Raw genomic sequence first — 26,508 nt, 5'->3', positions numbered from 1 at the left:
CAGATGTGCCGGGCTCCAAAACGAGCGTCAGCGGGCCGGTGGACGCAGGGGATTGGGCAGAGCGGCCCACTGGTCGCCGGGCGTCCCGGGCGACATCCGCATCAGCGTCAGCGCCTTCGTGGGCAGCGGCTCTTCGAGCAGCGCGGCCAGGTCGGGGGTGCGCGGCAGCTCCCGTACGGCCGTCTCCAGGGCCGCCCCGAGGGCCGGCGCCGAACCCGCCGTACCGGCGAGGGCGCCCGCCACCAGCGACCCGAACAGCTTGCGCCGCAGTGTCGTCACATCGTCCGTGACGAGCCGTCCGGACAGAAGATCGGGGACCGGGATGCCGTGCCGGGCCAGCCGCGCCGGGCTGACGCGGATGTCGGCGAGATCGCGGTAGACCAGCCGCAGCGGGGCACCCGTCGCCGAGAGGACGACCAGAAGGTTCTGGCCATGCGCCTCAAGAGCCACTCCCAGTTCCAGCAGGCGCAGGCCGACGGTGAGGGTGAGGCAGGTGAAGTCGGCGAGCCAGGCGGGGGATTCGGGCAGCGCGGTGGTGGCGAGCGCGGCCACCGGCACGACCCGCTCGCCACGGGCCGTCGAGGCGTACGTCTGCGGCGACTCCCGCACCACCGCGGCGAGGTCCGCGGACTCGGCCGTGGCCGCTCCCCAGGTGCGTGTGACGTGCAGCAGGCCGTCGGCGCGCGCCGCCAGTGACTCCGCGAACGCCGACAACGTCGCCGACAGCGCGATCGAGTAGCGCGAGATGTCCCGCACCGAGGACGTCAGCCGGGCGCTCAGCGCGGTCTTGACATGCGGCCCGCCGGGCACCGCGAGCGTGCGCAGGGACATCAGCGGGTGTGCGGTGAGCTTCTCCTCACAGGTCCGCTTCAGCACATGCGCCGCCTGCCACGGGTGCACCGGCAGCAACAGCCGTTCCCCGTCCCGCATGTCGTCCGGCCACACCCCCGTCACCAGGCACTCGTCCGCCCGGACCGGCAGCATCCCCAGCTCGACCCGCGGCCGGTGCTCGGGCCCGTAGGCCAGCTGCTCGGCCACCGAGAAACCGGGCCGGGAACGGCAGCCCGGATGGAAGGGATGCCCGTCCACCACCCGCTGCTCCCACTCCCAGTCCTGCGCGGGCCACTCGTCCGGGTGGCGCTCCTGACCGGCCCGGGACAGCGCCAAAGAGGCCACGCTGTGCCCGAGTTCGAACGCGAAGTCGACGCAGTGCGGCACCGCGAGGTCGGTCATCAGCCGCGCCGGATGGTCGTACGCCACGCCGTCGAGGTGTACGGCGGTGACGTAGGCGGCGGTGGCGTACGGATCCGCGGCCGGCCCGTGCAGCCGCCGCCCGTCGCGAAGGCGCACGGTGAGGCCCTCCCGGTCCGGGTGCCGGGCGGTGATCCACGGCAGCGGCTCATGGGCGAGCGCCCGCCACAGCCGCGTCAGCACGGCCGCCCGGGCGCCCGGCAGCTCGGCCGCGTACCGTGACAGAAGCGCGGGGCGTACGGCGGCCAGCTCGTCGGCGACCTCGGCCTCCGCGGGGTGGGGACGGTGCACGGGCGGGCTCCTCGGGTACGAGTAGGGCGTCACGGACGGGAGGTGACGGCATACATACTGATCGTCTCCGCCCGAACGGACCTCAGGGAACGAGTGGATCGCGTGGATCTCATCCCCCCGCACACCGGTGACGACCCCGCCGGCCGTGCCGACGCATACGCGGCCGCACCGCTCCTGAACTGCCTGCTGCGCGAGGTGGCGGAGCCGGCGGAGCACCCTGACGCGTGTGCCGAGCCCAGGGCACTCGGTCTCGACCGCGGCGCCCCGGGCGCGCCCGGGCTGGAGGGCACGGACTCCGGCGCTCGGGGGACGTCCGGGCCTTCCGCCCCGGATTCCGGCGCGCACGGCAAGCCCGCGCCGTCGGGGACGGATGCTCGCCCCTTCCGCACGTACCGGCTGCCCGGCACCGGCCGCCTCCTCCGGGTGCGCGGCGAACGCCGGCCGGCCTGCCCCGAGGTCCATGCAGGCGGCCACTGGCACCCCATCGGCCACACCGAACTCGTCAAGCTCGTCGCCGAGGAGCTGCGCCGCCACACGGGCCTGTCCAACCATGAACTCCCCGCCGAGATGATCGACAGCCGGGACGCCGTGGCCGCACTGCTGGCCGCCCGCGCCAGGGCGACGGCGCCCGAGGATCCGTACCAGCGCTCCGAGCAGTCCCTGATCACCGGACACCCCTACCATCCGGCCCCCAAGGCACGCGGCGGCGGCCCGGTCGCCGGCTGGCTGCCGTACGCCCCCGAGGCCCACGCCCGCTTTCCGCTGGTGCTGCTCGGCGTGCGCGAGGACCTGGTCGTCAAGGAGGGCGACACCTCGGCGCTGGACGCCCTCGGCGAGGCCCCGCCCGGCTACCGGCTGCTGCCCGCCCACCCCTGGCAGCTGGATCTCGTGGACCTCGCGGCCGCCTTCGCCGACGGCCGCCTGATCCGGCTGGGCACGACCGCCTTCGAGGCCTGGCCCACGGCCGCGATCCGCACCCTCTACGCCCCCGAGCACGACCTCTTCCTGAAGTTCAGCCTCGACGTCCGCATCACCAACGACATCCGCCGGCTGTGGCGCCACGACCTGCTGAAACTCGGCCGCACGGACAAGGCGGCGGCCGCCGCCTTCGCCGCCATGGAGGGCCCGGCGGCCTGGCTCGGCGACCGCGGCTACCGCACCGCCGACTTCGCCTTCGAGGAGCTCGCCGTCCTGGTTCGCGACGGGCTGGACGGCCACGTGCTGCCCGGCGCGACCCCGCTGCTCGCCGCGGGCCTGGTGGAGGGCTTCGGGGGCAGCCCGCTCGACGGGGCCGGCGACCCGGAGGCCTGGTGGGAGGCGTACCTGAGGGCCGTCGTACCCCCGGCCCTGACCGCCTTCGCCGACCACGGCGTCGTACTCGAGGCCCATCTGCAGAACACGCTGGTCGCCGTCGACACGGACGGCACCCCGGTGCAGGCGCTGTTCCGTGACGCCGAGGGCGTGAAGCTGCTGCCGGAGGTGTCGCGCGCGGCCGGCTGGGAACGGCTTGTCTACTGCCTGGTCGTCAACCACCTCACCGAGATCGCCGCCACCCTGGCCGAACGCCATCCTGGCCTCGACCCCTGGCCCGCCGCCCGCCGCGAACTCGTCCGCCACGACCTCCCCGAGACGGCCGCCCTGCTCACCTCCCCGACCCTCCCCGGCAAGACGAACCTGCTCCTGCGCTGGACCGGCGCGGACGGAGCGGACGCCCGCTATCTGCCGCTGCCGAACCCGCTGGCCGCAGGTCAGACGCGCTCGTAGAAGCCGTCGAGGCGGCCGCGCGCGAGCACCTCCTTCGCGGCGGCGAGCACGGCCCGCGGCTTGGCGGTGTCCGGCACGCAGACGCTCTTTCCGAGGGTCAGCGGTCGGCCCAGGGCGAACAGCTGGAAGACGTAGCGGTGCGGTCCGTGGCCCTTGATCGGCGCCGGTCCGAGGTAGCCGCGGCGGGAGCCCGAACTCAGCAGCCGTACTCCGTCCGCGGGGGTCCCGGCGTCGAGGCCGCCCTGGGGGAGAGCGGTCAGGGACGGGTCGAGCAGGGCGACGCCGTGGTTGTACGGGTACGCCGTGGGTGCGTCGGGGTCCTCGATGACCAGCAGCAACTGGACCGTTCCGGCGGGCGCCGGGCTCCAGGTCAGGGCCGGGGAGAGATCCTTTCCACCGAGGCGCTTCCCGGCGTGCAGGGTCGGGATCGTCGCCCCGTGCGCGAAGTCGGGACTGCTCAGCTCCAGCGTGTTCTCGCCGGCCAGGTTCGGCGCGTTCCAGGCGAGGCCCTCGTCCCCGGCCCGCTTGTTCTTCAGCAACTTGCCCAGCACAGCCATGAGTTGCTCCTCGTGGTGGATTTCGATCCTTATACACGGGGACCGCGACGGTTCGCACAGGAACATTTCGGACTGCGGGCGGGGAAAACCGTGGTGGCGTAGCCTGAGGCAAACGAGACGCGGGGGCTTTGAAGATGATGAGAGAGGTCACCGCGACCCGCTACGTCGCCCCTCTGCGGTCCGGCGGCTCCGTCCCCGGAGTCGTCGAGGCCGACGACCTGGGGACGTACGTGGTGAAGTTCACGGGGTCCGCGCAGGGCCGCAAGGCGCTGGTCGCGGAGGTGATCGTCGGCGAGCTGGCCCGGGCGCTCGGGCTGCGCTTTCCCGAGCTGGTGCTGGTGCACTTCGACCCGGCGATCGCCGACGGCGAGCCCCACCAGGAGGTGCGGGAACTCCACAGCGCCAGCGCGGGGATCAACCTCGGCATGGACTACCTGCCGGGCGCGCGGGACTTCACCCCGGAGGTCGCGAAGTCGTTCCCGGTCGATGCGCTGGAGGCGGGCCGGATCGTCTGGCTCGACGCGCTGACCGTGAACGTGGACCGCACGGTCCACAGCTCGAACCTGATGGTCTGGCCGACGCTCGGCATCGCGCCCCCGCGACTGTGGCTGATCGACCACGGGGCGGCCCTCGTCTTCCACCACCGCTGGGACGGTTCGGACCCCACCAAGGCGTACGACTTCCGGCATCACGCCCTCGGCCACTATGCCCCCGACGTACGGGCGGCCGACGCGGAGCTGGCACCGAAGGTGACGCGGGAGCTGCTGCGGGACATCGCCGCCGAGGTCCCCGACGCCTGGCTGGCCGGAGAGGAGGGCTTCGCGACCCCCGACGACATCCGGGCCGCGTACGTGGACTACCTCCACGCGCGCGTGCAGGCCTCCGCCGACTGGCTCCCCACCGACTTCCCCACCCGGGAGGAACTCGCCGCCGAGGAGGCCCTCCGGACGGCGCGTACCCAGCAAGGCCGCCCGAACTGGCTGAAGCGGGTCCCCGACCTGCACGGCAAACCGGCGGCGGAACAGGATTGGTCGGTGCACCTCGGATGAGCCCCGTGAACCCTGTCGTCCAGATCGAGTACTGCACCCAGTGCCGCTGGCTGCCCCGCGCGGCCTGGCTGGCACAGGAGCTGCTCACCACCTTCGAGGCGGAGCTGACCGAGCTGTCGCTCAAGCCCGGCACCGGCGGCGTCTTCGTCGTCCGGGTCGACGACGAGGTGGTCTGGGACCGCCGCGAACAGGGCTTCCCGGAGCCGACGGCCGTGAAGCAGGCCGTACGCGACCGAGTGGCCCCGGGAAGGTCCCTGGGCCACTCGGACAAGGCGTCGCAGGACTAGCTCGGCAGTAGGTCAGCCCTTGAGCTGCTCGTACGCGGGCAGCGTGAGGAAGTCCGCATAGTTCTCGTCGAGGGAGACCTGCAGCAGCAGGTCGTGGGCCTGCTGCCAGTGACCGGCCGCGAAGGCCTCCTCACCGATCTCCTGGCGGATGTTGGAGAGCTCCTCGGCGGCGACCTTGCGGGCCAGTTCCGGGGTGGCCTTCTCGCCGTTCTCGAACTCGACGCCCGCGTTGATCCACTGCCAGATCTGCGAGCGGGAGATCTCGGCGGTGGCCGCGTCCTCCATGAGGTTGAAGATGGCGACCGCGCCGAGCCCGCGCAGCCAGGCCTCGATGTAACGGATGCCGACCTGAACGGCGTTGACCAGGCCGTTGTACGTCGGCTTCGCGTCCAGGGAGTCGACGGCGATCAGGTCGGCCGCCTCGACGTGGACGTCCTCGCGCAGCCGGTCCTTCTGGTTGGGCTTGTCGCCGAGGACCTTGTCGAAGGACTCCATGGCGATCGGCACCAGGTCCGGGTGCGCGACCCAGGAGCCGTCGAAGCCGTCGTTCGCCTCACGGTCCTTGTCGGCGCGGACCTTCTCGAAGGCGACCTTGTTGACCTCGGCGTCCCGGCGGGAGGGGATGAACGCCGCCATGCCGCCGATCGCGTGCGCGCCGCGCTTGTGGCAGGTGCGGACGAGGAGTTCGGTGTACGCCCGCATGAACGGCGCCGTCATCGTGACCGCGTTGCGGTCCGGCAGGACGAACTTGGCTCCGCCGTCCCGGAAGTTCTTGACGATGGAGAACAGGTAGTCCCAGCGGCCCGCGTTCAACCCCGAGGCGTGGTCGCGGAGTTCGTAGAGGATCTCCTCCATCTCGTACGCCGCCGTGATCGTCTCGATCAGGACGGTGGCGCGGATGGTGCCCTGCGGGATGCCGACGTAGTCCTGCGCAAAGACGAACACGTCGTTCCAGAGGCGCGCCTCGAGGTGCGACTCGGTCTTCGGGAGGTAGAAGTACGGGCCCTTGCCGAGGTCGAGCAGGCGCTGGGCGTTGTGGAAGAAGTACAGGCCGAAGTCGACGAAGGCGCCCGGGACGGGGGTGCCGTCGGCGTCGACGAGGTGGCGCTCGTTCAGATGCCAGCCGCGCGGGCGCATGACGACCGTCGCCAGCTCCTCGTTCGGGCGCAGGGCGTACGACTTGCCGCTCGCCGGGTCGGTGAAGTCGATGTTGCGGGTGTACGCGTCAGCCAGGTTGACCTGGCCGAGGATCACGTTCTCCCAGGTCGGCGCGGAGGCGTCCTCGAAGTCCGCGAGCCAGACCCTGGCGCCCGAGTTGAGGGCGTTGATGGTCATCTTGCGGTCGGTGGGGCCGGTGATCTCCACCCGGCGGTCGTTCAGGGCGGCGGGGGAGGGGGCGACCTTCCAGGAGTCGTCCGCGCGGATCGCGGCCGTCTCCGGCAGGAAGTCGAGCGTGGAGGTGCGGGCGATCTCGGCGCGGCGCTCCGCGCGGCGGGCGAGGAGTTCGTCACGCCGGGGCGTGAACCGCCGGTGCAGCTCGGCCACGAAGGCCAGGGCCGCCTCCGTGAGGACCTCCTCCTGCCGCGGCAGCGGCTCGGCGTCGACGATGGCCAGCGGGGACGGCGCTGGTGCGGACATGAGCTGTCACTTCCTTCAGCGGTGGCACCGGGTGCCAGTCGAACCGGGTACGGCGAGCGGCGCCCTTGGAGCGGGAGGGCGCTTCTGAACAGTGGATACTAGTTTCCTCATTGTGGAAGTTCAATGGTTTGTTGATATCGAGATTCTCCGGGTCGAGGGAAGGTGGCGCTCGGTGCCACCCCGGTCACTCAAAGTTCAACCTTCACTCAAGGTGGCCCAGATCGGCTTCCGTGTCGATGTCGTACGGCCGTGCCACGTCCCCGCACTCGACGAGCGTGACCGCCGACTCGTGCGCCTTGAGATAGGCGCGGGCCCCGCGGTCCCCGGTCGCGGTCTCGGCGATGCCCGCCCAGTGCGCGCTGCCGAAGAGGACGGGATGGCCGCGTACGCCGTCGTAGGAGGCCGAGACGAGGGACGTCTCGTCCCGGAACGCGGCCAGCACCCGCCCTGCCGCCTCCGGGCCGATCCCGGGCTGGTCGACGAGCGAGACCAGCGCCGCCCGTGCCCCCGTCCCGGCGAGCGAGTCCAGTCCGGCCCGCAGTGAGGTGCCCATGCCCTCTTCCCACTCCGGGTTCTCCACGAGCACGCACCCCTCCAGCTCGGCCCGCTCCCGTACGGCGTCGGCCCGCGCCCCCAGGACCACGTGGACGCGGGTGCAGCCGGCCGCGCGCAGCACGCCGACCGCGTGCTCGACCAGCGGCCGTCCACGGTGCTGAAGCAGCGCCTTGGGGTGCCCGCCGAGGCGCCGGCCGCCGCCGGCGGCCAGGACCAGCCCGGCCACCTGCTGTTCGTTCTCCGTCATGCGTCCTGCATACCTGACGCCAGGGCGAGCGCCCGGTTTCCGGGGGCTGAATTTCGGTCCGCGCAGTGGCGCACGGGGCATCGGGTGGCGTTTACTGACCCGCGTCCCCCGGCGCCCGACCACCGCCACGGGGCTGCACCACGGGAGCAAGAAGGAACTGCGCACGAGGGCGTGCGAGGGGGAGAGCTGTGTTGCGGAGCTTGGGGCAGAGGCCAGTGACCGGCAGCGACGAGGACCCGAGGGTGGCGGAACTGCGGACCGCGGTGTCCCGGCTGCGCCGCGAACTCGCCGCGCACCCCGCCGAGTTCCCCGACCGCGGCATAGCCGAGGACGAACTCGCCGCCCTCGCCGCGATGACGTTCGACGGCGCCCCCGAAATCCCCCGCCTGCGCCGCTCGCTGCTGCTGATCGCCGGCGCGATCGGGTCCGTGAGCGCGCTGGCCAGGGGCTTGTCGGAGGTACGCAACGCGGTGGACCTGTTCGGGGAACCACCGCGCCGCTGAGCCGCCTTTCAGGGCCCGCTCAGATCTCGACGACCAGTTCGTAGCCGCTGCTCTGCAGGCCCTCGTACAGGGTGCAGACGGTGTCCAGGCGCTTCCTGGGGGCGTCGGAGTCCTGCTGCGCGCCGGAGGGCGCGACAGGTTCCTCAGGTCTCCGCTCGGGGCGGTGGGTCTGGGCGGCCTCGGCGGGGTTCGGTGCGGTACCGCACCCCGTAGGGGCGCGGGGCTGTTTCGACATGCGGCTCCGCCGCGTGGGCGCGACCAGCCCCACCGGCCCGCGCCCGCGGCAGAGCCGCATGGTGATACGGCATCACCGCGCAACCGGCGGAGCTAGGCCGCGGGCCCCGAACTCGCGAGTGCCTCCGACAGCTCCACCGCCACCTGCTGCAGCACCGGCACGATCTTGTCCGTGGCCGCCTCCGTGACCCGGCCCGCCGGGCCCGAGATCGAAATGGCGGCGGCGGTGGGGGAGTTGGGCACGGAGACGGCGAGGCAGCGCACCCCCATCTCCTGCTCGTTGTCGTCGACCGCGTAGCCGTCCCGGCGCACGTCCTCCAGGGCGGCCAGGAAGCCCTCCGGCGTGGTGATCGTCCTGTCCGTCGCGGCGGGCATGCCGGTGCGGGAGAGCAGGGCGCGCACCTCGTCGTCCGGGGTGTTCGCGAGCAGCGCCTTGCCGACGCCCGTGGAGTGCGGCAGCACCCGGCGGCCGACCTCGGTGAACATCCGCATCGAGTGCTTGGACGGCACCTGGGCCACGTAGACGATCTCGTCGCCGTCGAGCAGCGCCATGTTGGCCGTCTCGCCGGTCTCCTCGACCAGGCGGGCCAGATAGGGGCGCGCCCAGGTGCCGAGCAGCCGGGCGGCGGACTCGCCGAGACGGATCAGACGCGGGCCGAGCGCATACCGGCGGTTGGCCTGCTGGCGGACGTATCCGCAGGCCACCAGCGTGCGCATCAGTCGGTGAATGGTGGGCAGCGGCAGCCCGCTGCTCGCGGAGAGCTCGCTGAGCCCCACCTCGCCGCCCGCGTCCGCCATCCGTTCCAGCAGATCGAAGGCGCGCTCGAGGGACTGGACGCCACCGCCGTTGGACTTGGCGGCGTCTACTGCGGGGGCGTCGCTGGCGCTGGACCTCGGCACGGCGTTCCTTTCGGGACTGGCGGGAAGGGCAGAAGCCTACCCGCCGGTCGGTTGACTCCCTGCTTGTGCATAGCTACGTTCTGCTTGCTGGAATTGTAATTCCGCTTTGTGGAAACGTCCAGAGTGGGCGCAGGGGGTGCACTGTGGAGAAGTGTGCCCTTGACGGCGCGGAATCGGGAGTGAAGACTCCTTCAACAGAAAGTTGAATTCCGTTACGCGGAAGTAAATCGCGTGGAAGTCATCGCGGCGGCTGAGAGGGGTCCGGGTGTCCGACACAGAGCTGGTGCTGCGCTCGACGCGAGTCATCACACCCGAGGGGACGCGTCCCGCCACGGTCACGGTCGCGGGCGGCAGGATCACCGCCGTGCTCCCGTACGAGGCCGCCGTACCCTCGGACGCCCGTCTGGAGGACTTCGGCGACGACGTCCTGCTGCCGGGCCTGGTCGACACGCACGTGCACGTCAACGATCCCGGACGCACCGAGTGGGAGGGCTTCTGGACCGCCACCCGCGCGGCGGCGGCCGGCGGCATCACCACCCTCGTCGACATGCCGCTCAACTCCATCCCGCCGACCACGACGGTCGACAACCTCCGTACGAAGCAGGCGGTCGCCGCCGACAAGGCGCACATCGACGTCGGCTTCTGGGGCGGCGCCCTGCCGGACAACGTCAAGGATCTGCGCCCGCTGCACGAGTCCGGCGTCTTCGGCTTCAAGGCGTTCCTGTCGCCGTCCGGGGTGGACGAGTTCCCGCACCTCGACCACGACCAACTCGCCCAGTCGCTGGCCGAGATCGCCTCCTTCGGTGGCCTGCTGATCGTGCACGCCGAGGACCCGCACCACCTCGATGCGGCCCCCCAGCACAGCGGCCCCAGGTACGCCGACTTCCTCGCCTCCCGCCCGCGCGACGCCGAGGACACGGCGATCGCCCAGCTCATCGGCCAGGCGAAACGCCTGGGTGCGCGCGTGCACGTCCTGCACCTGTCGTCGAGCGACGCACTCCCGCTGATCGCCGAGGCGAAGGCCGAGGGCGTGCGCATCACGGTCGAGACCTGCCCCCACTATCTGACGTTGACGGCCGAGGAAGTCCCGGACGGGGCAAGCGAGTTCAAGTGCTGCCCGCCCATCCGCGAGGCCGCCAACCAGGACCTGCTCTGGCAGGCGCTGGCGGACGGCACCATCGACTGCGTGGTCACCGACCACTCCCCGTCCACGGCCGACCTCAAGACGGACGACTTCGCGACCGCCTGGGGCGGCATCTCCGGCCTCCAGCTGAGCCTGGCCGCGGTGTGGACCGAGGCGCGCAGGCGCGGGCACGGCCTGGAGGACGTGGTCCGCTGGATGTCCTCGCGCACGGCGGAACTGGTGGGCCTGGACACCCGCAAGGGCGCCATCGAGGCCGGCCGCGACGCCGACTTCGCGGTCCTCGCACCCGACGAGACGTTCACCGTGGACCCGGCGGCCCTCCAGCACCGCAACCGCGTGACGGCGTACGCGGGCAAGACCCTGTACGGCGTCGTGAAGTCGACCTGGCTGCGCGGTGAACGCATCGTCGCGGACGGCGAGTTCACCGAGCCGAAGGGGCAGCTGCTCACCCGCGACCACTGACCGACCCTCCCGCACCCGCAGCGGCCGACCCCGAAAGGACGACCTGATCACCGTGACGGCGATACCTAGTTTCACCGGCGACGCGAACCCGTACGGAGGCGGTGACCCGTACGCCGACTACCGCACCGCCGACTTCCCCTTCACCCAGTACGCCAACCTCGCCGACCGGCGCCTCGGGGCCGGCGTGATCGCCGCCAACGACGAGTTCTTCGCCCAGCGCGAGAACCTGCTGGTGCCCGAGCGGGCCGAGTTCGACCCCGAGCACTTCGGGCACAAGGGCAAGATCATGGACGGCTGGGAGACCCGCCGCCGCCGCGGCGCCTCCGCCGACCACCCCTGGCCCACGGCCGAGGACCACGACTGGGCGCTGGTCCGGCTGGGAGCGCCGGGTGTCGTACGGGGGATCGTCGTCGACACGGCCCACTTCCGCGGCAACTACCCGCAGGCGGTCTCGGTCGAGGGCACCTCGGTACCGGGCTCCCCCTCCCCGGAGGAACTCCTGGGCGACGACGTGAAGTGGACGACACTCGTCCCGCGCACCCCGGTCGGCGGCCACGCGGCCAACGGCTTCGCCGTCTCCGTCGAGCAGCGCTTCACGCACCTGCGGGTCAACCAGCACCCCGACGGCGGCATCGCACGCCTGCGCGTGTACGGCGAGGTCGTCCCCGACCCGGAGTGGCTGGCGACCCTGGGCACCTTCGACGTGGTCGCCCTGGAGAACGGCGGCCAGGCCGAGGACGCCTCCAACCTCTTCTACTCCCCGGCCACCAACACCATCCAGCCGGGCCGCTCCCGCAAGATGGACGACGGCTGGGAGACGCGCCGCCGCCGCGACCAGGGCAACGACTGGATCCGCTATCGCCTCGCGGCGCAGTCCCAGATCCGCGCGATCGAGATCGACACGGCGTATCTGAAGGGGAACAGCGCGGGCTGGGCGTCGGTGTCCGTGAAGGACGGCGAGGACGGCGACTGGCGCGAGATCCTGCCGCGCACCCGCCTCCAGCCCGACACCAACCACCGCTTCGTCCTGCCGAACCCGGCGGTCGGCACCCACGCGCGCGTGGACATCTTCCCGGACGGCGGCATCTCGCGCCTGCGGCTGTACGGATCGCTGACGGAGGCCGGCGCAACGACGCTGGCGGCCCGTCACCAGGAACTGGGCGGCTGACAGGGGGCTGATTTTCGCCGGCCGGGGTTTGATCCTTCAGCCCGTCCGGCGTTTGAGGACGAGGCCGTTCAGGCCGAACGCGGGGGTCTGGGGGCGGCAGCCCCCAGGGGACGGGAATGGGAAGGGGCGGCGGGGGCGAAAACCTCTCCGGACCAGGCTGGAACTCTTTCCTCCACCTCCCGCGTTCTCCCCACGTGACACTTCAGCAAGAGATCGTCGGCAACGCCATGCAGATGGCGGTCGTCAACCTGAGCCCCGGCCAGACCGTCTACTGCGAGGCGGGGAAGTTCCTGTTCAAGACGGTAAACGTGACCATGGAGACCCGCCTCTCCGGTCCGTCGAACAGCGGCGGGCAGTCCCAGGGGGGCGGAGGCGGCGGCATGGGCGGCATGCTGCGCCAGGCCATGGGCACCGCCATGCAGGTCGGCCAGCGCATGCTCGCGGGCGAGTCGATGGCGTTCCAGTACTTCAGCGCACAGGGCGGCGAGGGCACCGTCGGCTTCGCGGGCGTGCTCCCGGGTGAGATGCGCGCCCTGGAACTGGACGGCACGCGCGCGTGGTTCGCCGAGAAGGACGCCTTCGTGGCCGCCGAGTCCACCGTCGACTTCGGCATCGCCTTCCAGGGCGGCCGCACCGGCATGAGCGGCGGCGAGGGCTTCATCCTGGAGAAGTTCACCGGGTACGGCACGGTGATCATCGCGGGCGCCGGCAACTTCATCGACCTGAACCCGGCCGACTTCGGCGGCCGCATCGAGGTCGACACGGGCTGCGTCGTCGCCTTCGAGGAGGGGATCCAGTACGGCGTCCAGCGCGTCGGCGGGCTCAACCGCCAGGGGATCATGAACGCCGTCTTCGGCGGTGAGGGCCTGTCCCTGGCGACCCTGGAGGGCAACGGCCGGGTGATCCTGCAGTCCCTCACCATCGAGAGCCTGGCGAACGCCCTGAAGAAGGCACAGGGCGGCGACAAGCAGGGCCCGACGGGCGGCCTGTTCTCCACGAACGCCGGGTGATGCCCGCCGGATGACGCACGTCTGGTGAGGTGCCGCGGGACCGACCGATGAGTTGCGGGCGCCGGTGGGGTCTGAGGTGATGACAACAGACCCCGCACCAGGAAGCAGGCACCCACCATGGGCAAGCTCGTCTCCACGATCTTCGTCACCCTCGACGGCGTCTACCAGGCCCCCGGCGGCCCCCAGGAGGACACCCGGGGCGGCTTCGAGCACGGCGGCTGGAGTTTCGTGTACGGCGACGAGGACTTCGGCCGGTTCGTCGGCGAGGTCTTCGAGCGCCCCGCCGCGTTCCTCCTCGGCCGCCGTACATACGACATCTTCGCCTCGTACTGGCCGAAGGTGACCGACCCCGCCAACCGCATCGCCTCCCAGCTGAACGCGCTGCCGAAGTACGTCCCGTCGTCCACCCTCAGCGACCCCGCCTGGTCCGGCACGACGGTGATCGGCGGCGACCTCGCCAAGGAGGTCACCGCCCTCAAGGAGCGCACCGACGGCGAACTCCAGGTGCACGGCAGCGGCGCCCTCGTCCAGTCCCTGCTGGACCTCGGCCTCCTCGACACCGTCCACCTGGTGACGTTTCCGGTGGTGCTCGGCACCGGCCTCCGTCTCTTCAGGGAGGGCGCGGTGCCGACCAAGTTCCGCCACACGGGCGGCCGTACCACCCCCGCCGGGGTGTCCATCCAGTCGTACGACGTCGCAGGCCGGCCGGACTACGGCTCGTACGAGCTCCCGGAAAACGCCTAGCCGGAGATCCGCCGCGCCGGTACGGTGATCGCTGCCCGTGGGAGCCGCCGATGTCTCCGCACACCCGTCGGAGACCGGGAGAGCCGCCCGCATGTCGTCGATCGCCGTACCGCGCCCGTTGGCGCCCCGCCGAGCCTGGCTCACCGATCTGCCCGTGCTGTTCGTGGCGGTCGTGTGGGGCGCGAGCTACCTCGCCGCCAAGGACATCACGACCGCCCGGACGGTGCTCGCCGTCCTCGTCCTGCGCTTCGCCGTGGTCCTGCCGGTGCTCGCCGTCGTCGCGCGGCGCTCCCTGCGCGCCCTCACCGCCGCCCAGTGGCGCGGTGCCGCTCTGCTCGGGCTGATCCTCGGCGGGATCTTCCTGCTGGAGACGTACGGCGTCGTCCACACCTCGGCGACGAACGCCGGTCTCATCATCAGCCTCACCATGATCTTCACCCCGCTCGCCGAGGCCGCCGTCACGCGCGTCCGGCCCCAGCGGGCGTTCCTCGCGGCGGCGGGCCTGTCCGTGCTCGGCGTCGTCCTGCTCACCCAGGGCGGCGGTTTCACCCGTCCTTCCCTCGGTGACCTGCTGGTGCTGCTCGCCGCCCTCGCCCGCACCGTGCACGTCCTCGCCATGTCCCGCATCAAGGCCGTCCAGGGCGCCGACGCACTGTCGCTCACCACGGTCCAACTGGGCGCCGCCGTCGCGGTGTTCGCGGTCCTGTCCGCCGGCGCCGACGCCACGCCGTGGGCCACGGCGGCCGGCTTCGGGGTGCGCGAGTGGGCCGGGCTGCTGTTCCTGTCCGTGTGCTGCACGCTGTTCGCGTTCTTCGTGCAGATGTGGGCCGTGCGCCGGACCTCTCCCTCGCGGGTCAGCCTCCTGCTCGGCACCGAGCCCCTGTGGGCCGCCGCGGGCGGCATCGCGCTCGGCGGGGAACGGCTCGGGGCCCTCGGCCTGGCGGGCGGTGCGCTGGTGCTTGTGGGGACCGCGTGGGGACGCAGGACCGCAGGTTAACGCGCGGAAAACTCATCGGGCGTGACGGGAAAATCTCCGGACTTGACATTGACATGCCACTGTCTACGCGCGTCATCATGAGGCCATGACATCCCCCACACGAACCACTCGCATCGGTGCCGCAGCCGTTCTGCTGTCCGCCCTCCTCGTGGGCGGCGCCGTCACCGCCACCACGGCGGACGCCGCGGCCGACTCCGTCGGCAGCATCTGCTACAACTCGCTGCCCTCCCAGGCGCACGACACCCTCGACCTGATCGACCAGGGCGGGCCTTACCCGTACTCGCAGGACGGCACCGTCTTCTCGAACCGTGAAGGCGTCCTGCCGAGCCAGCCCTCCGGCTACTACCACGAGTACACGGTCATCACCCCCGGCTCGTCCACGCGCGGTGCCCGCCGCATCGTGACCGGTGAGGAGACCCAGGAGGACTACTACACCTCGGACCACTACGCCACGTTCGACCTGATCGACTTCGGCTGCTGAGCGACTTCCCCCGCTCGGTCGCTCCGAGGCAAGGGTGCGCCGGAGGTCCGGTCCGCGCTCATCCGGACTTCCGGCTCTCCGCGGCGGCGAACAGCGCAAGCGCCGGCACCACCAGAGCGACGCTCGCGTAGACCCCGTAGCCGTCGAGGAAGCCGAGCCGTTGCACGAGGCCCACATGCCAGTGGGTGAACTCGTGCACCAGGCCCAGCCCGCCCTGCACCAGGGCGATGAATCCGAGTAGCTCCAGCAGCTGCTTCATCCTCCGACCCTCGCCCCGCGGACCCCCCACAGACATCGGCCGCGGGGCGAGTCGTGCCTGCCGGAAGTCCACCGTCCAGCGGCGGCGCGCGCCGAAAGTCTCCGGTGGTGCAACTTTGGTCGGGGATCCTCCGCGCGGAGGGGTGGCGGCGCGCCGCACTGCGTAGATTTGTCGACCGTGAGGGATGACAAGCCGACACCGGCCGCGGGGGTCATCGGCCGCAGATGGCTCTTCCCGTCGGCGCTGCTGCACGAGATCGACCTCGACGCCGGGCGGTCCGGGCGGCCCCGGCGCACCGCGCGGGACTGGGTCGTCGACTTCACCTGCTTCCTGCTCGCCGTGGCCATCGGTCTGGCGGCCGCGGACACCCTGCACCGCGACACGCACACCCCGCACGCCCTCGCCGTGGTCGACCAGCTGCTCGGTGCGCTGGCCTGCGCCGCGGTGTGGGCGCGCCGCCGGTGGCCGCTCGGGCTGGCCGTCGCGATGATCCCCGTCGGCCTCCTGTCGAACACGGCGGGCGGCGCCGGGATGGTCGCCGTCTTCACCCTCGCCGTGCACCGGCCCTTCCGGTACGTCGCCTGGATCGGTGGCATCTCCCTCGCGCTGATCCCGCTGTTCTTCTGGATGCGCCCGGACCCCGACCTGCCGTACGCGGGCGCGGTCGCGTTCGCCGAGCTGCTCACCCTCACCGTCATCGGCTGGGGCATGTTCGTACGGTCCAAGCGCCAGCTCATGGTGAGCCTGCGCGACCGCGCCCGGCGTGCCGAGACGGAGGCGCAGCTGCGCGCCGAGCAGGCGCAGCGGCTGGCCCGCGAGGCCATCGCCCGCGAGATGCACGACGTCCTCGCGCACCGGCTGACCCTGCTGAGCGTGCACGCGGGCGCCCTGGAGTTCCGGCCCGACGCGCCCCGGGAGGAGGTCGCGCGGGCGGCCGGCGTCATCCGGGAGAGCGCGCACGAGGCCCTCCAGGACCTGCGGGAGATCATCGGCGTCCTGCGGGCGGGCGAGCCCGACGACGCGGGCCGCCCGCAGCCGACGCTCGCCGCGCTGGACGGGCTGGTCGCCGAGTGCCGCGAGGCCGGCATGAAGGTCACCCTCGCAAGCCGCGTCACCGACCCCGCCGACGTCCCTTCCTCCGTCGGCCGCACCGCGTACCGCATCGCCCAGGAGGCCCTGACCAACGCCCGCAAACACGCCCCCGGCACCGAGGTCACCGTCTCCGTCACGGGAGCCCCGGGCGAGGGTCTCGTCGTGGACGTACGCAATCCCGCCCCGGAGGGGGAGGTGCCCGCCGTGCCCGGCTCCGGGCAGGGGCTGATCGGGCTGACGGAACGGGCCACCCTGACCGGCGGCCGGCTCGAGCACGGGCCGGAGCCGGACGGCGGGTTCCGGGTGCGGGCCTGGCTGCCCTGGGGATGACGCGACCCGGGCGCGGCGGCCCCGCCCACCGTGATTACGTAAGGCCCATGACTGCGATCAGACTGCTCCTCGTCGACGACGACCCCCTGGTGCGGGCCGGGCTGTCCCTGATGATGGGCGGCGCCGAGGACATCGAGATCGTCGGCGAGGCCGCCGACGGCGCCGAGGTCGAGGAACTCGTCGACCGCACCCGCCCCGACGTGGTCCTCATGGACATCCGGATGCCGTCGGTGGACGGCCTCACGGCCACCGAACGGCTGCGGCACCGCAAGGACGCCCCGCAGGTCGTGGTCCTCACCACCTTCCACGCCGACGAACAGGTGCTGCGCGCACTGCGCGCGGGTGCCGCCGGGTTCGTCCTGAAGGACACCCCGCCCGCCGAGATCGTCGACGCCGTGCGCCGGGTCGCGGTGGGCGACCCCGTGCTCTCGCCCACGGTCACGCGGCAGTTGATGGAGCACGCCGCGGGTTCCGGAGCCGATACCCGGCGCACGCACGCGCGCGTGCGCATCGACACCCTCAACGACCGCGAACGCGAGGTCGCCGTCGCGGTCGGCCGCGGCCTGTCCAACGCCGAGATCGCCGCCACGCTCTTCATGAGCGTCGCCACCGTCAAGACCCATGTCTCCCGCATCCTGGCCAAGCTCGACCTCAACAACCGTGTGCAGGTCGCCCTGTTGGCGTACGACGCGGGTCTCCTGGAGGAATCGGAGGGGAACGGGCACTGACGGCGTCCGCCGGGCGTTGTCGGTGCACCGGGGCGATCCCGGACGGGGGACGGGGCGGGACGGGGAGAGCATGGTGGAAGTGATCGACCTGGGGGAGTTCGGCGACGGCTTCCGCGAGGACCCGCATCCCGTGTACGCGCAACTGCGCGAGCGCGGGCCGGTGCACCGGGTGCGGCTGCCCGCGCCCGACGAGCACCACGAGACCTGGCTCGTCGTCGGATACGAGGAGGCACGCGCGGCGCTCGCCGACCCGCGGCTGGCCAAGGACGGCAGCAGGATCGGCATGGTGTTCCTCGACGAGGAGCTGATCGGGAAGTACCTCCTGGGCGCCGACCCGCCGCAGCACACGCGTCTGCGCGCACTGGTCTCCAGGGCCTTCACCATGCGCCGCGTGGAGGAACTGCGGCCGCGGATCCGGCAGATCACCGACGAACTGCTCGACGAGATGCTGCCGCGCGGCCGGGCCGACCTGGTGGACTCCTTCGCGTACCCGCTGCCGATCACCGTGATCTGCGAGCTGCTGGGCGTACCGGAGATGGACCGCACGCAGTTCCGCAGGATGTCGACCGAGGCGGTCGCGCCGACCAGCGCGGACAGCGAGCACGACGCCTTCGTGCGGCTCGCCGAGTACCTCACCGAGCTGATCGAGGACAAGCGGTGCGCCGGGCCGAGCGGCGACCTGCTCAGCGACCTGATCCGCACCACCGCCGAGGACGGCGACCGGCTCTCCCCGGGCGAACTGCGCGGCATGGCCTTCATCCTGCTCATCGCCGGGCACGAGACGACGGTCAACCTGATCGGCAACGCGGTCCACGCCCTGCTCACCCACCGGGACCAACTTGCCGCCGTACACGCCGATTTGAGCCTCGTCGACGGCGTGGTCGAGGAGACGCTGCGCTACGAGGGACCGGTGGAGAACGCCACGTTCCGGTTCGCAGCCGAACCCCTGGAGATCGGCGGCACCCGGGTCGAGAAGGGCGACTTCGTGATGGTCGGCCTCACCGCCGCCGACCGCGACGGACTGCGCTGCCCAGCCCCGGACCACTTCGACATCCACCGTGACACCCGCGGCCACCTGGCCTTCGGCCACGGCATCCACTACTGCCTCGGCGCCCCCCTGGCCCGCCTCGAAGCCCGCACGGCGATCCGCACCCTCCTGCAACGCGCCCCCGGCCTGGCCCTCGACGCCCCACCGGGCGACTGGCTCCCCGGCATGCTGATGCGCGGGGTGCGCAGCCTGCCGGTGCGCTGGTAGAACATCGATCCGGACGTTCCCAGGGAGCATGCGTGCTGCGCACCGCGGAGATCACCGCCGAGCTGACCGGACCGCTCGGCGGCGACAACGTCCACCAGCTGCACTGGAGTTCCAAGCTCGAGTTCAGCGTGGACTGCTTCATCTGCGAGCGGACCGGCCGCACCACGGTCTACGAGCGCGGCGCCGAACGGGCGCTGTGCTCCGGCAGCCGCAGCGGTTTCCGCAGCCACTACACCGCGGGCCGGATCGCCGCGTACGACACGACCTCCGGTTCCGAGCGGCTCGCACTGCGGGCCCTGGTGGACTTCTGGTGGGCCCCCTTCGAGGACGTAAGGGACAGCAGACGGGGGATGGCGCCCACCAGCCACCCCTGGGTGCGTCTGAACCTGCGCTACTACTGCCCGGAGACCAAGGAGTCGGGTACGAACAGCATCCAGACCAATCTGGTCCGGCCGTACGAACTGAGGTGCGCCCACTGCGAGTCCCTCATGGCGACGGACGCCGCGGCTCCCGCGATACGCCTGCTCACCTGAACGCCGGCTCCGCCCGCTCCGGAATCTCCGCTCATCTGAACGCGGACTCGGCGCGGCCCGGGATCTCCGCGAGCGCCACCTGTCTGCGCTCCCGTCGGGAGACCTCGCAGGCCTCGGCGATGCGCAGTGCCTGCAGGGCCTCGCGGCCGTCGCAGGGGTTGGGGCGCCGGCCGAGGACCACCTCGACGAACGCGGCCAGCTCGGCCTCGTAGGCGGGCCCGAAGCGCTCCAGGAAGCCGGACCACGGCTTGTCCGCGGCCGGTGGGCCGGTCGGCTCCGTGGACGCGATCGGCGTACGGTCGTCCAGGCCGACGACGATCTGGTCGCGTTCGCCGGCCAGCTCCATGCGGACGTCGTAGCCGGCGCCGTTCAGCCGCGTCGCCGTGGCCGTGGCGAGGGTGCCGTCGTCGAGCGTGAGCAGCGCGGCCCCCGTGTCCACGTCACCCGCCTCCTGGAACATCGGCGGCCCCGCGTCGGACCCGGCCGCGTACACCTCGACGACCTCGTGTCCCGTCACCCAGCGCAGCGCGTCGAAGTCGTGGATCAGTGCGTCCCGGTACAGCCCGCCGGACAGCCGCAGCCACCCGGGCGCGGGAGGCACCTGGTCGGACGTCACGGTCCGTACGGTGTGCAGCCGCCCGAGCCGGCCCGCGAGCACCGCGTTGCGCGCGCCCGTGTATCCCGCGTCGAAGCGGCGCTGGAAGCCCATCTGCAGAATCGTCCCGGCCGCCTCGACCTCGCCGATGGCATGCAGGGTGCCGGGCAGATCCAGCGCTATGGGCTTCTCGCAGAACACCGGGAGCCCCGAGCGTGCTGCCCGACCGATCAGTTCGGCGTGGGCCGACGTCGCCGTCGTGATCACCACGGCGTCCACGCCCCACTTGAAGATCTCGTCGACCCCCGGCGCAGCCGTCTCCCCGAGGCGGAGCGCGAGCTCCTGGGCCCGCGCCGGATCCACATCCGTGAGGATCAGCGACCCCACGTCGCGGTTGCGGCTGAGCGTCTTCGCATGAATGGTGCCGATCCGGCCCGTACCGATGACCCCGATGCGCATGAAAACAAAGTGAGGGTTCAGTGCGTACGCTGTCAATGCATATGTCCGGACAATCGAACTACACAACTTCCCGTCAACAACTCGTGGAGCTACGCTCGCCCCGTGCCGAAACCAGAAGTGGACCCGACCGCGTCGCTCGAGCTCAGTGTGGACCGGAGCTCTCCGGTGCCGTTGTACTTCCAGCTGTCCCAGCAGCTCGAAGCGGCGATCGAGCACGGGGCGCTCACCCCCGGCAGCCTGCTGGGCAACGAGATCGAGCTGGCCGCCCGGCTCGGCCTGTCCCGGCCCACCGTCCGCCAGGCCATCCAGTCGCTCGTCGAGAAGGGCCTCCTGGTGCGCCGCCGCGGCGTGGGCACGCAGGTCGTGCACAGCCAGGTCAAGCGCCCCCTGGAGCTGTCCAGCCTCTACGACGACCTGGAGGCGGCCGGCCAGCGCCCCGCCACCAAGGTGCTCGTCAACACGCTCGTACCCGCGACCGCCGAGGTCGCCGCGGCCCTCAACGTGGCCGAGGACAGTGACGTCCACCGCGTGGAGCGCCTGCGTCTCGCCCACGGTGAGCCGATGGCGTACCTGTGCAACTTCATCCCGCCGGGCCTGCTCGACCTGGACACCGCACAGCTGGAGGCCACGGGCCTCTACCGCATGATGCGCGCCGCCGGGATCACCCTGCACAGCGCCCGCCAGACGATCGGTGCCCGCGCCGCCACGGCCGCCGAGGCCGACCGCCTCGCAGAGGCCGAGGGCGCCCCCCTGCTCACCATGCAGCGCGTCACCTTCGACGACACGGGCCGCGCGGTCGAGTACGGCACCCACACCTACCGCCCGACGCGCTACTCGTTCGAGTTCCAGTTGCTCGTACGGTCCTGAGGGGCCGGGGGTCGGGAGCCGGCCCTGGTTCGTCGCAATGTCAGGACAAACCCGTTGGGTCTGCGGCCTTCGCCACACACGGCGCCTCCCTGTGCTCCCCCGCACAGCACCCTTACCCACGGTGAGGCAGAATCGGGCCTTGATGAGCACCTACGGCAACTTCACCGCCCCCATAGGGTCCAGGCGTGCCCCCGCGCTCCGTACCGTCGGCACCCGGGAGCGCCGCTCCCACCTGACCGCACCCCGCGTGCCCACGGTCGGCATCGACATCGGCGGCACAAAAGTGATGGCGGGCGTCGTCGACGCCGACGGCAACATCCTGGAGAAGCTCCGCGCGGAGACCCCGGACAAGTCCAAGAGCCCCAAGGTCGTCGAGGACACCATCGTCGAACTGGTCCTGGACCTCTCCGACCGGCACGACGTGCACGCGGTGGGCATCGGCGCGGCCGGCTGGGTCGACGCCGACCGCAACCGCATCCTGTTCGCCCCCCACCTGTCCTGGCGCAACGAGCCGCTGCGAGACCGCCTCGCCGGCCGTCTGGCCGTACCGGTCCTGGTCGACAACGACGCGAACTCCGCCGCCTGGGCCGAGTGGCGCTTCGGCGCCGGCCGCGGCGAGGACCACCTCGTCATGATCACGCTGGGCACCGGCATCGGCGGCGCGATCCTGGAGGACGGCCAGGTCAAGCGCGGCAAGTACGGCGTCGCGGGTGAGTTCGGTCATATGCAGGTCGTGCCGGGCGGCCACCGCTGCCCGTGCGGCAACCGCGGCTGCTGGGAGCAGTACAGCTCCGGCAACGCGCTGGTCCGCGAGGCCAAGGAACTGGCCGCCGCCGACTCCCCGGTGGCGTACGGGATCATCGAGCACGTCAAGGGCAACATCGCCGACATCACCGGCCCGATGATTACCGAGCTGGCCCGCGAGGGTGACGCGATGTGCATCGAGCTGCTGCAGGACATCGGGCAGTGGCTGGGCGTCGGCATCGCGAACCTGGCGGCCGCCCTGGACCCGTCCTGCTTCGTGATCGGCGGCGGCGTCTCGGCAGCCGACGACCTGCTGATCGGGCCCGCCCGGGACGCCTTCAAGCGTCAGCTCACCGGCCGCGGCTACCGCCCCGAGGCCCGTATCGCGCGCGCCCAGCTCGGCCCCGAGGCCGGCATGGTCGGCGCCGCCGACCTCGCCCGGCTGGTCGCCCGCCGCTTCCGCCGCGCCAATCGGCGCAGGGTCGAGCGGCACGAGCGCTACGGGCGGTACCTGGAGACCCGCCGCTCCGCCCGGGACAGCGCATGACCGCCTCGCTGCCGCGTCAGGCCCTGCCCCCGGACGAGCCGCAGAAGCCGGCCGAGGACCGCCGGCACAAGATCCGCCGCAGGGCGCTCACCCTGCTCATCATCGTGCTGCTCATCGGCGTACCGGCCGGCTATCTGGTGATCTCCGCCAACCAGAGCCGCGACAGCGGCAAGGACAAGGAGGCCAAGTACGCGGCGACCGGTCTGACCAAGGGCTGGCCGTCGCAGGTGCAGCGCCGCCTCTACCAGGTGCCGATGCCGCACCCCTCGGGCAAGGTCGCCAGCTATGAGACGAACAACTGGAAGACCAGCCGTCTCTACGTCCAGTTCCAGACCCCCCTGCGCAACCTCGACGTCTTCCTGCACGACATGGGCGTCACCCGTGCCGATCTGAAGCGGGGCGAGATCACCATCAGCGCCCGCGACCAGAAGATCACCGGCTGGGACTTCACCAGCCCGGGCCCCTGGTACGGCCTGGTCCACGAGCAGAAGGCACCCAAGCCCACCCAGTACGTGATGATGAGCCTGGGTAACAGGAAGAACCCGTTCTTCTACGTCGTCTCCCGCACGGTTCCGTGACGCGGCGGGCCCGGGACCGTCCCCGGAGCGGATTGTCAGACCCCGCCCGTAGAGTCGAAGACGTCTGATCCGACTCACGGGACGGGAGGTGACAGGTCGTATGAGCGACACGGCCGCGATGGCCGCGCGAGCGGGGGAGCGGGGCGCGGGGGAGTCCGTGCCCGTCCGGCTTGCGGCCGTCTTCCTGCCCGCCCCGCTGCCGCGGGACGGCCGGATCGCCTTCTGGGACCCGGAGGGCGGCCCGCTGACCGCCGGGGACACCGAGCTCACGGTCGTACGACCGCACGGCGCGGGAGTACGGCGCAGGACCGCGCCCGCGCTCTCCCTCCCGGTCGGCGAGGCACTGCCCCATCTCGTTCGCGCCCGGCGCGACCCGGCCGCCCACCCCGCCACCGCCTGCTGGGGCGCGGCCGCACTGCACGCACTGCGGCTGATCGCCCGCGGACGCCTGCTGCCCGGCCTGACGCCCACCGGGCACGACGCCTGGCGGGCCGGCCCCCTGGACCCCGACGACATCGCGCACATCCGGTCGGTCGCCGCGGCCCTGCCGTACGAGGGCCATGCGGTCCCGCTGCCCGGACCGGGCCCACTGCGGCTGCCCGAGCCGGCGGCGCTGATGCGCTCCTTCCTGGACGCGGTCGCCGACACCCTCCCGCGCACCCCCGCCGCCCCGCACGCCTCCGGCAGGCCCTTCGCCGACCGCCGCCCGCAGCGCCTGCCCGAAGCCCACGACTGGGCCGCCGAGGTCGCCGCCGGCATGGACGCGGGCGTGCGCATCTCACTCCGCCTCGACCTGTCGGCGTACGAGCTGTTCGACCGGGACGAGGGAGTGCGCACCGCGGGCGCCGCGATCGTCCAGGTGCACAGCCTCGCCGACCCCACACTGATCACCGACGCGGCGGCCCTGTGGGCGGGTGAGGCGGACGCGGCGTTCGGCCCGCGCGCACGTGTGGACGCGGCCCTCGCCGTGCGGCGCGCGGCCCGGATCTGGCCGCCGCTGGACCGGCTCTCCGAGCAGGACGTGCCCGACGTCCTGCCGCTGTACGACGAGGAGCTGGGCGAACTGCTCGGCGTGGCGGCGACGAGGCTCGCGGCCGCCGGGGTCGCCGTGCACTGGCCCCGGGACCTCGCCCAGGACCTGAGCGCGGCCGCGGTGGTACGGCCCGCGCCGGGCTCCGCGACCGACGGCACCGGCTTCTTCGAGAGCGAGGAACTCCTGCAGTTCCGCTGGCAGTTGGCGCTCGGCGGCGACCCGCTCAGCGAGGCCGAGATGGACGCCCTCGCCGAAGCCCACCGCCCGGTGGTGCGGCTGCGGGACCGCTGGGTCCTGGTCGACCCCGCCCTGGTTCGCAAGGCCCGCAAGCGCGAACTGGGCCTGCTCGACCCGGTCGACGCGCTCTCGGTCGCGCTCAGCGGCAGCGCGGAGGTCGACGGCGAGACGGTCGAGGCGGTACCGGTCGGCGCATTGGCGGCCCTGCGTGACCGTCTGACGGCCGGGGTGCGCCCCGCCGAACCGCCCCCGGAGCTGCACGCCACCCTCCGCGACTACCAACTCCGGGGCCTGGCCTGGCTGGACCTCATGACCTCCCTCGGGCTGGGCGGCTGCCTCGCCGACGACATGGGGCTCGGCAAGACGATCACCCTCATCGCGCTCCACCTCAAGCGCGCCCGCAGCGAGCCGACCCTGGTCGTCTGCCCGGCCTCCCTGCTCGGCAACTGGCAGCGGGAGATCACCCGGTTCGCGCCCGGCGTCCCCGTCCGCCGCTTCCACGGCCCGGACCGCACCCTGGACGACCTGACCGACGGCTTCGTCCTCACCACCTACGGCACGATGCGGACGGCGGCACCCCGACTGGCCGAGCAGCGCTGGGGCATGGTCGTCGCGGACGAGGCGCAGCACGTCAAGAACCCGTACTCGGCAACGGCGAAGGCCCTGCGCACCATCCCGTCCCCGGCGCGCGTGGCCCTCACCGGCACCCCCGTGGAGAACAACCTCTCCGAACTCTGGGCCCTGCTCGACTGGACCACACCGGGACTCCTCGGCCCTCTGAAATCCTTCCGCGCCCGGCACGCGCGCGCCGTGGAGAACGGCGAGGACGAGGAGGCGGTGACCCGCCTGGCCCGTCTGGTGCGTCCCTTCCTGCTGCGCCGCAAGAAGTCCGACCCCGGCATCGTCCCGGAGCTGCCGCCCAAGACGGAGACGGACCATCCGGTGCCGCTCACCCGCGAACAGGCCGCCCTCTACGAAGCGGTGGTGCGGGAGTCGATGCTGGCCATCGAGACCTCGGACGGCATCGCACGGCGGGGCCTGGTGCTCAAGCTGCTCGGCGCGCTGAAGCAGATCTGCAACCACCCCGCGCTGTATCTCAAGGAGGAGGCCGCCCAGGGCGAACGGCTGCTCGTGCGTTCCGGCAAACTCGCCCTCCTGGACGAGCTGTTGGACACGCTGCTCGCGGAGGACGGCTCGGCGCTGGTGTTCACCCAGTACGTGGGGATGGCCCGCCTTATCACCGCGCACCTGGCCTCCCGGGCGGTCCCGGTGGACCTGCTCCACGGCGGTACGCCGGTTCCGGAGCGCGAACGGATGGTGGACCGCTTCCAGAGCGGCGCGACCCCCGTACTCGTGCTGTCGCTGAAGGCGGCCGGCACCGGCCTGAACCTGACCCGCGCGGGCCATGTCATCCACTTCGACCGCTGGTGGAACCCGGCGGTCGAGGAACAGGCCACCGACCGCGCCTATCGCATCGGGCAGACCCAGCCGGTCCAGGTCCATCGCCTCATCACCGAGGGCACGGTCGAGGACCGCATCGCCGAAATGCTGGAGTCCAAGCGGGCGTTGGCCGACGCCGTCCTCGGCTCCGGCGAGGCGGCCCTCACCGAACTGACCGACCGCGAACTCACCGACCTGGTCACCCTCCGGAGGCCGACATGACCCCGGGCCCGGCCGACGAGGCCCGCCGGGCACTGAGGGAGGCACGGCAACGGGAGAGGTCCGGCACCGGAGGCCCGGGGCAGGGGAGCACCGCGGGCCGCGAACCCGCAGCCGAGCGGGACGCGGACCAGGAGCCGGCGACGCAGAAGCCCCCCGGGCAGGAACAGGCCTCGCAGGGCAGCGAGGCAAGGCCCGCCGACGCCGCCCGCGCGGCCTTGCGCCGTGTCGCCCCCGGCCCTCTGCCGGACGCCGCCGCGTCCAGCGGCACACCAGGCACTGACGCGGCGGCGAGCGCGGAGCGTGAGGC

Annotated in this window: 26 protein-coding genes and 1 pseudogene; 19 read left to right on the top strand and 8 right to left on the bottom strand. The window is 72.1% G+C overall.

The window, feature by feature from the left end; translation table 11 throughout:
* Positions 1-27: 27 nt before the first annotated feature.
* Entirely contained in the window at positions 28-1,542 is a 1,515-nt protein-coding gene (locus ACFY1E_RS20175) for an IucA/IucC family protein (protein WP_389077630.1), read from the bottom strand.
* Between the two features lie 93 nt (positions 1,543-1,635).
* On the opposite strand from ACFY1E_RS20175, the gene ACFY1E_RS20170 reads away from it, so the two are divergent.
* A complete protein-coding gene (locus ACFY1E_RS20170) occupies positions 1,636-3,306 on the top strand; it encodes an IucA/IucC family protein (RefSeq protein ID WP_389077847.1) in 1,671 nt (556 codons plus the stop codon).
* Here ACFY1E_RS20170 and ACFY1E_RS20165 read toward each other — a convergent pair.
* Complete coding sequence (locus tag ACFY1E_RS20165; RefSeq protein WP_389077628.1) at positions 3,291-3,863, bottom strand: YbhB/YbcL family Raf kinase inhibitor-like protein; 573 nt, start codon at positions 3,861-3,863, stop codon at positions 3,291-3,293. The genes ACFY1E_RS20170 and ACFY1E_RS20165 overlap by 16 nt on opposite strands.
* Positions 3,864-3,997: 134 nt before the next feature.
* On the opposite strand from ACFY1E_RS20165, the gene ACFY1E_RS20160 reads away from it, so the two are divergent.
* Both ACFY1E_RS20160 and ACFY1E_RS20155 read left to right on the top strand, forming a co-directional pair.
* Positions 3,998-4,912: a HipA family kinase gene (locus ACFY1E_RS20160; protein ID WP_389077844.1), complete on the top strand. Its 915-nt coding sequence runs from the start codon at positions 3,998-4,000 to the stop codon at positions 4,910-4,912.
* Positions 4,909-5,199, top strand: a complete 291-nt coding sequence (locus ACFY1E_RS20155; protein ID WP_389077626.1) for a SelT/SelW/SelH family protein — start codon at positions 4,909-4,911, stop codon at positions 5,197-5,199. Before ACFY1E_RS20160 ends, ACFY1E_RS20155 begins: the two co-directional genes overlap by 4 nt.
* Before the next feature lie 12 nt (positions 5,200-5,211).
* Here the strand turns inward: ACFY1E_RS20155 and aceB are convergent, their stop codons facing one another.
* Together aceB and ACFY1E_RS20145 are read right to left on the bottom strand one after the other, a co-directional pair.
* Positions 5,212-6,837: a malate synthase A gene (aceB, locus tag ACFY1E_RS20150; RefSeq protein ID WP_389077624.1), complete on the bottom strand. Its 1,626-nt coding sequence runs from the start codon at positions 6,835-6,837 to the stop codon at positions 5,212-5,214.
* 202 nt (positions 6,838-7,039) lie between these two features.
* Positions 7,040-7,639 carry an NTP transferase domain-containing protein gene (locus tag ACFY1E_RS20145; protein WP_389077621.1) on the bottom strand — a complete coding sequence of 200 codons (600 nt, stop codon included), beginning with the start codon at positions 7,637-7,639 and terminating at the stop codon, positions 7,040-7,042.
* 215 nt (positions 7,640-7,854) lie between these two features.
* Here ACFY1E_RS20145 and ACFY1E_RS20140 point away from each other — a divergent pair, with 215 nt between their 5' ends.
* Positions 7,855-8,142 (top strand): DUF5955 family protein, encoded by a 288-nt coding sequence (locus ACFY1E_RS20140; RefSeq protein WP_389077619.1) that lies wholly within the window; start codon positions 7,855-7,857, stop codon positions 8,140-8,142.
* A gap of 19 nt (positions 8,143-8,161) precedes the next feature.
* Here the strand turns inward: ACFY1E_RS20140 and ACFY1E_RS20135 are convergent, their stop codons facing one another.
* Together ACFY1E_RS20135 and ACFY1E_RS20130 are read right to left on the bottom strand one after the other, a co-directional pair.
* Positions 8,162-8,377, bottom strand: coding sequence for a hypothetical protein (locus tag ACFY1E_RS20135; protein WP_389077616.1), 216 nt, complete (start codon positions 8,375-8,377; stop codon positions 8,162-8,164).
* Positions 8,378-8,469: 92 nt separating this feature from the next.
* Positions 8,470-9,276 carry an IclR family transcriptional regulator gene (locus tag ACFY1E_RS20130; protein WP_389077614.1) on the bottom strand — a complete coding sequence of 269 codons (807 nt, stop codon included), beginning with the start codon at positions 9,274-9,276 and terminating at the stop codon, positions 8,470-8,472.
* A 265-nt stretch (positions 9,277-9,541) separates the two neighbouring features.
* On the opposite strand from ACFY1E_RS20130, the gene allB reads away from it, so the two are divergent.
* The 6 genes from allB to ACFY1E_RS20100 all read left to right on the top strand — a co-directional run bounded on the left by allB (position 9,542) and on the right by ACFY1E_RS20100 (position 15,282).
* Positions 9,542-10,882, top strand: a complete 1,341-nt coding sequence (gene allB / locus ACFY1E_RS20125) for an allantoinase AllB (protein ID WP_389077612.1) — start codon at positions 9,542-9,544, stop codon at positions 10,880-10,882.
* 52 nt (positions 10,883-10,934) lie between these two features.
* Positions 10,935-12,050, top strand: coding sequence for an allantoicase (alc, locus tag ACFY1E_RS20120; RefSeq protein WP_389077609.1), 1,116 nt, complete (start codon positions 10,935-10,937; stop codon positions 12,048-12,050).
* Between the two features lie 194 nt (positions 12,051-12,244).
* Positions 12,245-13,060: an AIM24 family protein gene (locus ACFY1E_RS20115; protein WP_389077607.1), complete on the top strand. Its 816-nt coding sequence runs from the start codon at positions 12,245-12,247 to the stop codon at positions 13,058-13,060.
* Positions 13,061-13,177: 117 nt separating this feature from the next.
* Positions 13,178-13,804, top strand: coding sequence for a dihydrofolate reductase family protein (locus tag ACFY1E_RS20110; protein ID WP_389077604.1), 627 nt, complete (start codon positions 13,178-13,180; stop codon positions 13,802-13,804).
* A 91-nt stretch (positions 13,805-13,895) separates the two neighbouring features.
* Entirely contained in the window at positions 13,896-14,801 is a 906-nt protein-coding gene (locus ACFY1E_RS20105; RefSeq protein WP_389077603.1) for a DMT family transporter, read from the top strand.
* Between the two features lie 85 nt (positions 14,802-14,886).
* Entirely contained in the window at positions 14,887-15,282 is a 396-nt protein-coding gene (locus ACFY1E_RS20100) for a ribonuclease domain-containing protein (protein WP_389077601.1), read from the top strand.
* Between the two features lie 58 nt (positions 15,283-15,340).
* On the opposite strand, the gene ACFY1E_RS20095 is transcribed toward ACFY1E_RS20100, so the two are convergent.
* Entirely contained in the window at positions 15,341-15,541 is a 201-nt protein-coding gene (locus ACFY1E_RS20095; protein WP_389077598.1) for a hypothetical protein, read from the bottom strand.
* Positions 15,542-15,709: 168 nt separating this feature from the next.
* Here ACFY1E_RS20095 and ACFY1E_RS20090 point away from each other — a divergent pair, with 168 nt between their 5' ends.
* From ACFY1E_RS20090 to ACFY1E_RS20075, 4 genes are all read left to right on the top strand, one after another.
* Positions 15,710-16,963, top strand: coding sequence for a histidine kinase (locus ACFY1E_RS20090; RefSeq protein WP_389077596.1), 1,254 nt, complete (start codon positions 15,710-15,712; stop codon positions 16,961-16,963).
* Between the two features lie 47 nt (positions 16,964-17,010).
* On the top strand, positions 17,011-17,691 hold the full coding sequence (locus ACFY1E_RS20085; protein ID WP_389077594.1) for a response regulator: 681 nt from the start codon (positions 17,011-17,013) through the stop codon (positions 17,689-17,691).
* Between the two features lie 70 nt (positions 17,692-17,761).
* A complete protein-coding gene (locus tag ACFY1E_RS20080; RefSeq protein WP_389077592.1) occupies positions 17,762-18,946 on the top strand; it encodes a cytochrome P450 in 1,185 nt (394 codons plus the stop codon).
* Between the two features lie 32 nt (positions 18,947-18,978).
* Positions 18,979-19,479 (top strand): hypothetical protein, encoded by a 501-nt coding sequence (locus ACFY1E_RS20075; RefSeq protein WP_389077591.1) that lies wholly within the window; start codon positions 18,979-18,981, stop codon positions 19,477-19,479.
* 31 nt (positions 19,480-19,510) lie between these two features.
* Here the strand turns inward: ACFY1E_RS20075 and ACFY1E_RS20070 are convergent, their stop codons facing one another.
* A complete protein-coding gene (locus ACFY1E_RS20070) occupies positions 19,511-20,533 on the bottom strand; it encodes a Gfo/Idh/MocA family oxidoreductase (RefSeq protein ID WP_389077589.1) in 1,023 nt (340 codons plus the stop codon).
* A 117-nt stretch (positions 20,534-20,650) separates the two neighbouring features.
* Between ACFY1E_RS20070 and ACFY1E_RS20065 the strand changes: the two genes are divergently transcribed.
* The 5 genes and pseudogenes from ACFY1E_RS20065 to ACFY1E_RS20045 form a co-directional block, all read left to right on the top strand.
* On the top strand, positions 20,651-21,400 hold the full coding sequence (locus ACFY1E_RS20065; protein WP_389077842.1) for a GntR family transcriptional regulator: 750 nt from the start codon (positions 20,651-20,653) through the stop codon (positions 21,398-21,400).
* Between the two features lie 142 nt (positions 21,401-21,542).
* Positions 21,543-22,691, top strand: a complete 1,149-nt coding sequence (locus ACFY1E_RS20060; RefSeq protein WP_389077840.1) for an ROK family glucokinase — start codon at positions 21,543-21,545, stop codon at positions 22,689-22,691.
* The gene (locus ACFY1E_RS20055; protein ID WP_389077588.1) at positions 22,688-23,269 is read left to right on the top strand and encodes a sugar kinase; all 582 of its coding nucleotides are present in this window, start codon (positions 22,688-22,690) and stop codon (positions 23,267-23,269) included. Before ACFY1E_RS20060 ends, ACFY1E_RS20055 begins: the two co-directional genes overlap by 4 nt.
* A gap of 100 nt (positions 23,270-23,369) precedes the next feature.
* Positions 23,370-26,201, top strand: a complete 2,832-nt coding sequence (locus ACFY1E_RS20050) for an SNF2-related protein (protein ID WP_389077586.1) — start codon at positions 23,370-23,372, stop codon at positions 26,199-26,201.
* Positions 26,198-26,508 (top strand): annotated as a pseudogene (locus tag ACFY1E_RS20045) (hypothetical protein); the annotation flags it as partial. The gene ACFY1E_RS20050 and the pseudogene ACFY1E_RS20045, both read left to right, overlap by 4 nt.

The sequence above is a fragment of the Streptomyces sp. NPDC001604 genome (assembly GCF_042893475.1).
Taxonomy (GTDB): Bacteria; Actinomycetota; Actinomycetes; order Streptomycetales; family Streptomycetaceae; genus Streptomyces.
Note: the sequence above shows the minus strand (reverse complement) of the source record. Positions and strands in the feature narration are given on the sequence as shown.

Bases quoted from the DNA above. Each gene is read 5' to 3' on its own strand.
- ACFY1E_RS20160 (WP_389077844.1), top strand. From the start codon at position 3,998: ATGATGAGAGAGGTCACCGCGACCCGCTACGTCGCCCCTCTGCGGTCC.
- ACFY1E_RS20095 (WP_389077598.1), bottom strand. From the start codon at position 15,541: ATGAAGCAGCTGCTGGAGCTACTCGGATTCATCGCCCTGGTGCAGGGC.
- ACFY1E_RS20080 (WP_389077592.1), top strand. From the start codon at position 17,762: ATGGTGGAAGTGATCGACCTGGGGGAGTTCGGCGACGGCTTCCGCGAG.
- ACFY1E_RS20100 (WP_389077601.1), top strand. From the start codon at position 14,887: ATGACATCCCCCACACGAACCACTCGCATCGGTGCCGCAGCCGTTCTG.
- ACFY1E_RS20145 (WP_389077621.1), bottom strand. From the start codon at position 7,639: ATGACGGAGAACGAACAGCAGGTGGCCGGGCTGGTCCTGGCCGCCGGC.
- ACFY1E_RS20085 (WP_389077594.1), top strand. From the start codon at position 17,011: ATGACTGCGATCAGACTGCTCCTCGTCGACGACGACCCCCTGGTGCGG.
- ACFY1E_RS20070 (WP_389077589.1), bottom strand. From the start codon at position 20,533: ATGCGCATCGGGGTCATCGGTACGGGCCGGATCGGCACCATTCATGCG.
- ACFY1E_RS20110 (WP_389077604.1), top strand. From the start codon at position 13,178: ATGGGCAAGCTCGTCTCCACGATCTTCGTCACCCTCGACGGCGTCTAC.
- ACFY1E_RS20050 (WP_389077586.1), top strand. From the start codon at position 23,370: ATGAGCGACACGGCCGCGATGGCCGCGCGAGCGGGGGAGCGGGGCGCG.
- ACFY1E_RS20105 (WP_389077603.1), top strand. From the start codon at position 13,896: ATGTCGTCGATCGCCGTACCGCGCCCGTTGGCGCCCCGCCGAGCCTGG.
- ACFY1E_RS20165 (WP_389077628.1), bottom strand. From the start codon at position 3,863: ATGGCTGTGCTGGGCAAGTTGCTGAAGAACAAGCGGGCCGGGGACGAG.
- ACFY1E_RS20060 (WP_389077840.1), top strand. From the start codon at position 21,543: ATGAGCACCTACGGCAACTTCACCGCCCCCATAGGGTCCAGGCGTGCC.
- ACFY1E_RS20135 (WP_389077616.1), bottom strand. From the start codon at position 8,377: ATGTCGAAACAGCCCCGCGCCCCTACGGGGTGCGGTACCGCACCGAAC.
- aceB (WP_389077624.1), bottom strand. From the start codon at position 6,837: ATGTCCGCACCAGCGCCGTCCCCGCTGGCCATCGTCGACGCCGAGCCG.
- ACFY1E_RS20155 (WP_389077626.1), top strand. From the start codon at position 4,909: ATGAGCCCCGTGAACCCTGTCGTCCAGATCGAGTACTGCACCCAGTGC.
- ACFY1E_RS20055 (WP_389077588.1), top strand. From the start codon at position 22,688: ATGACCGCCTCGCTGCCGCGTCAGGCCCTGCCCCCGGACGAGCCGCAG.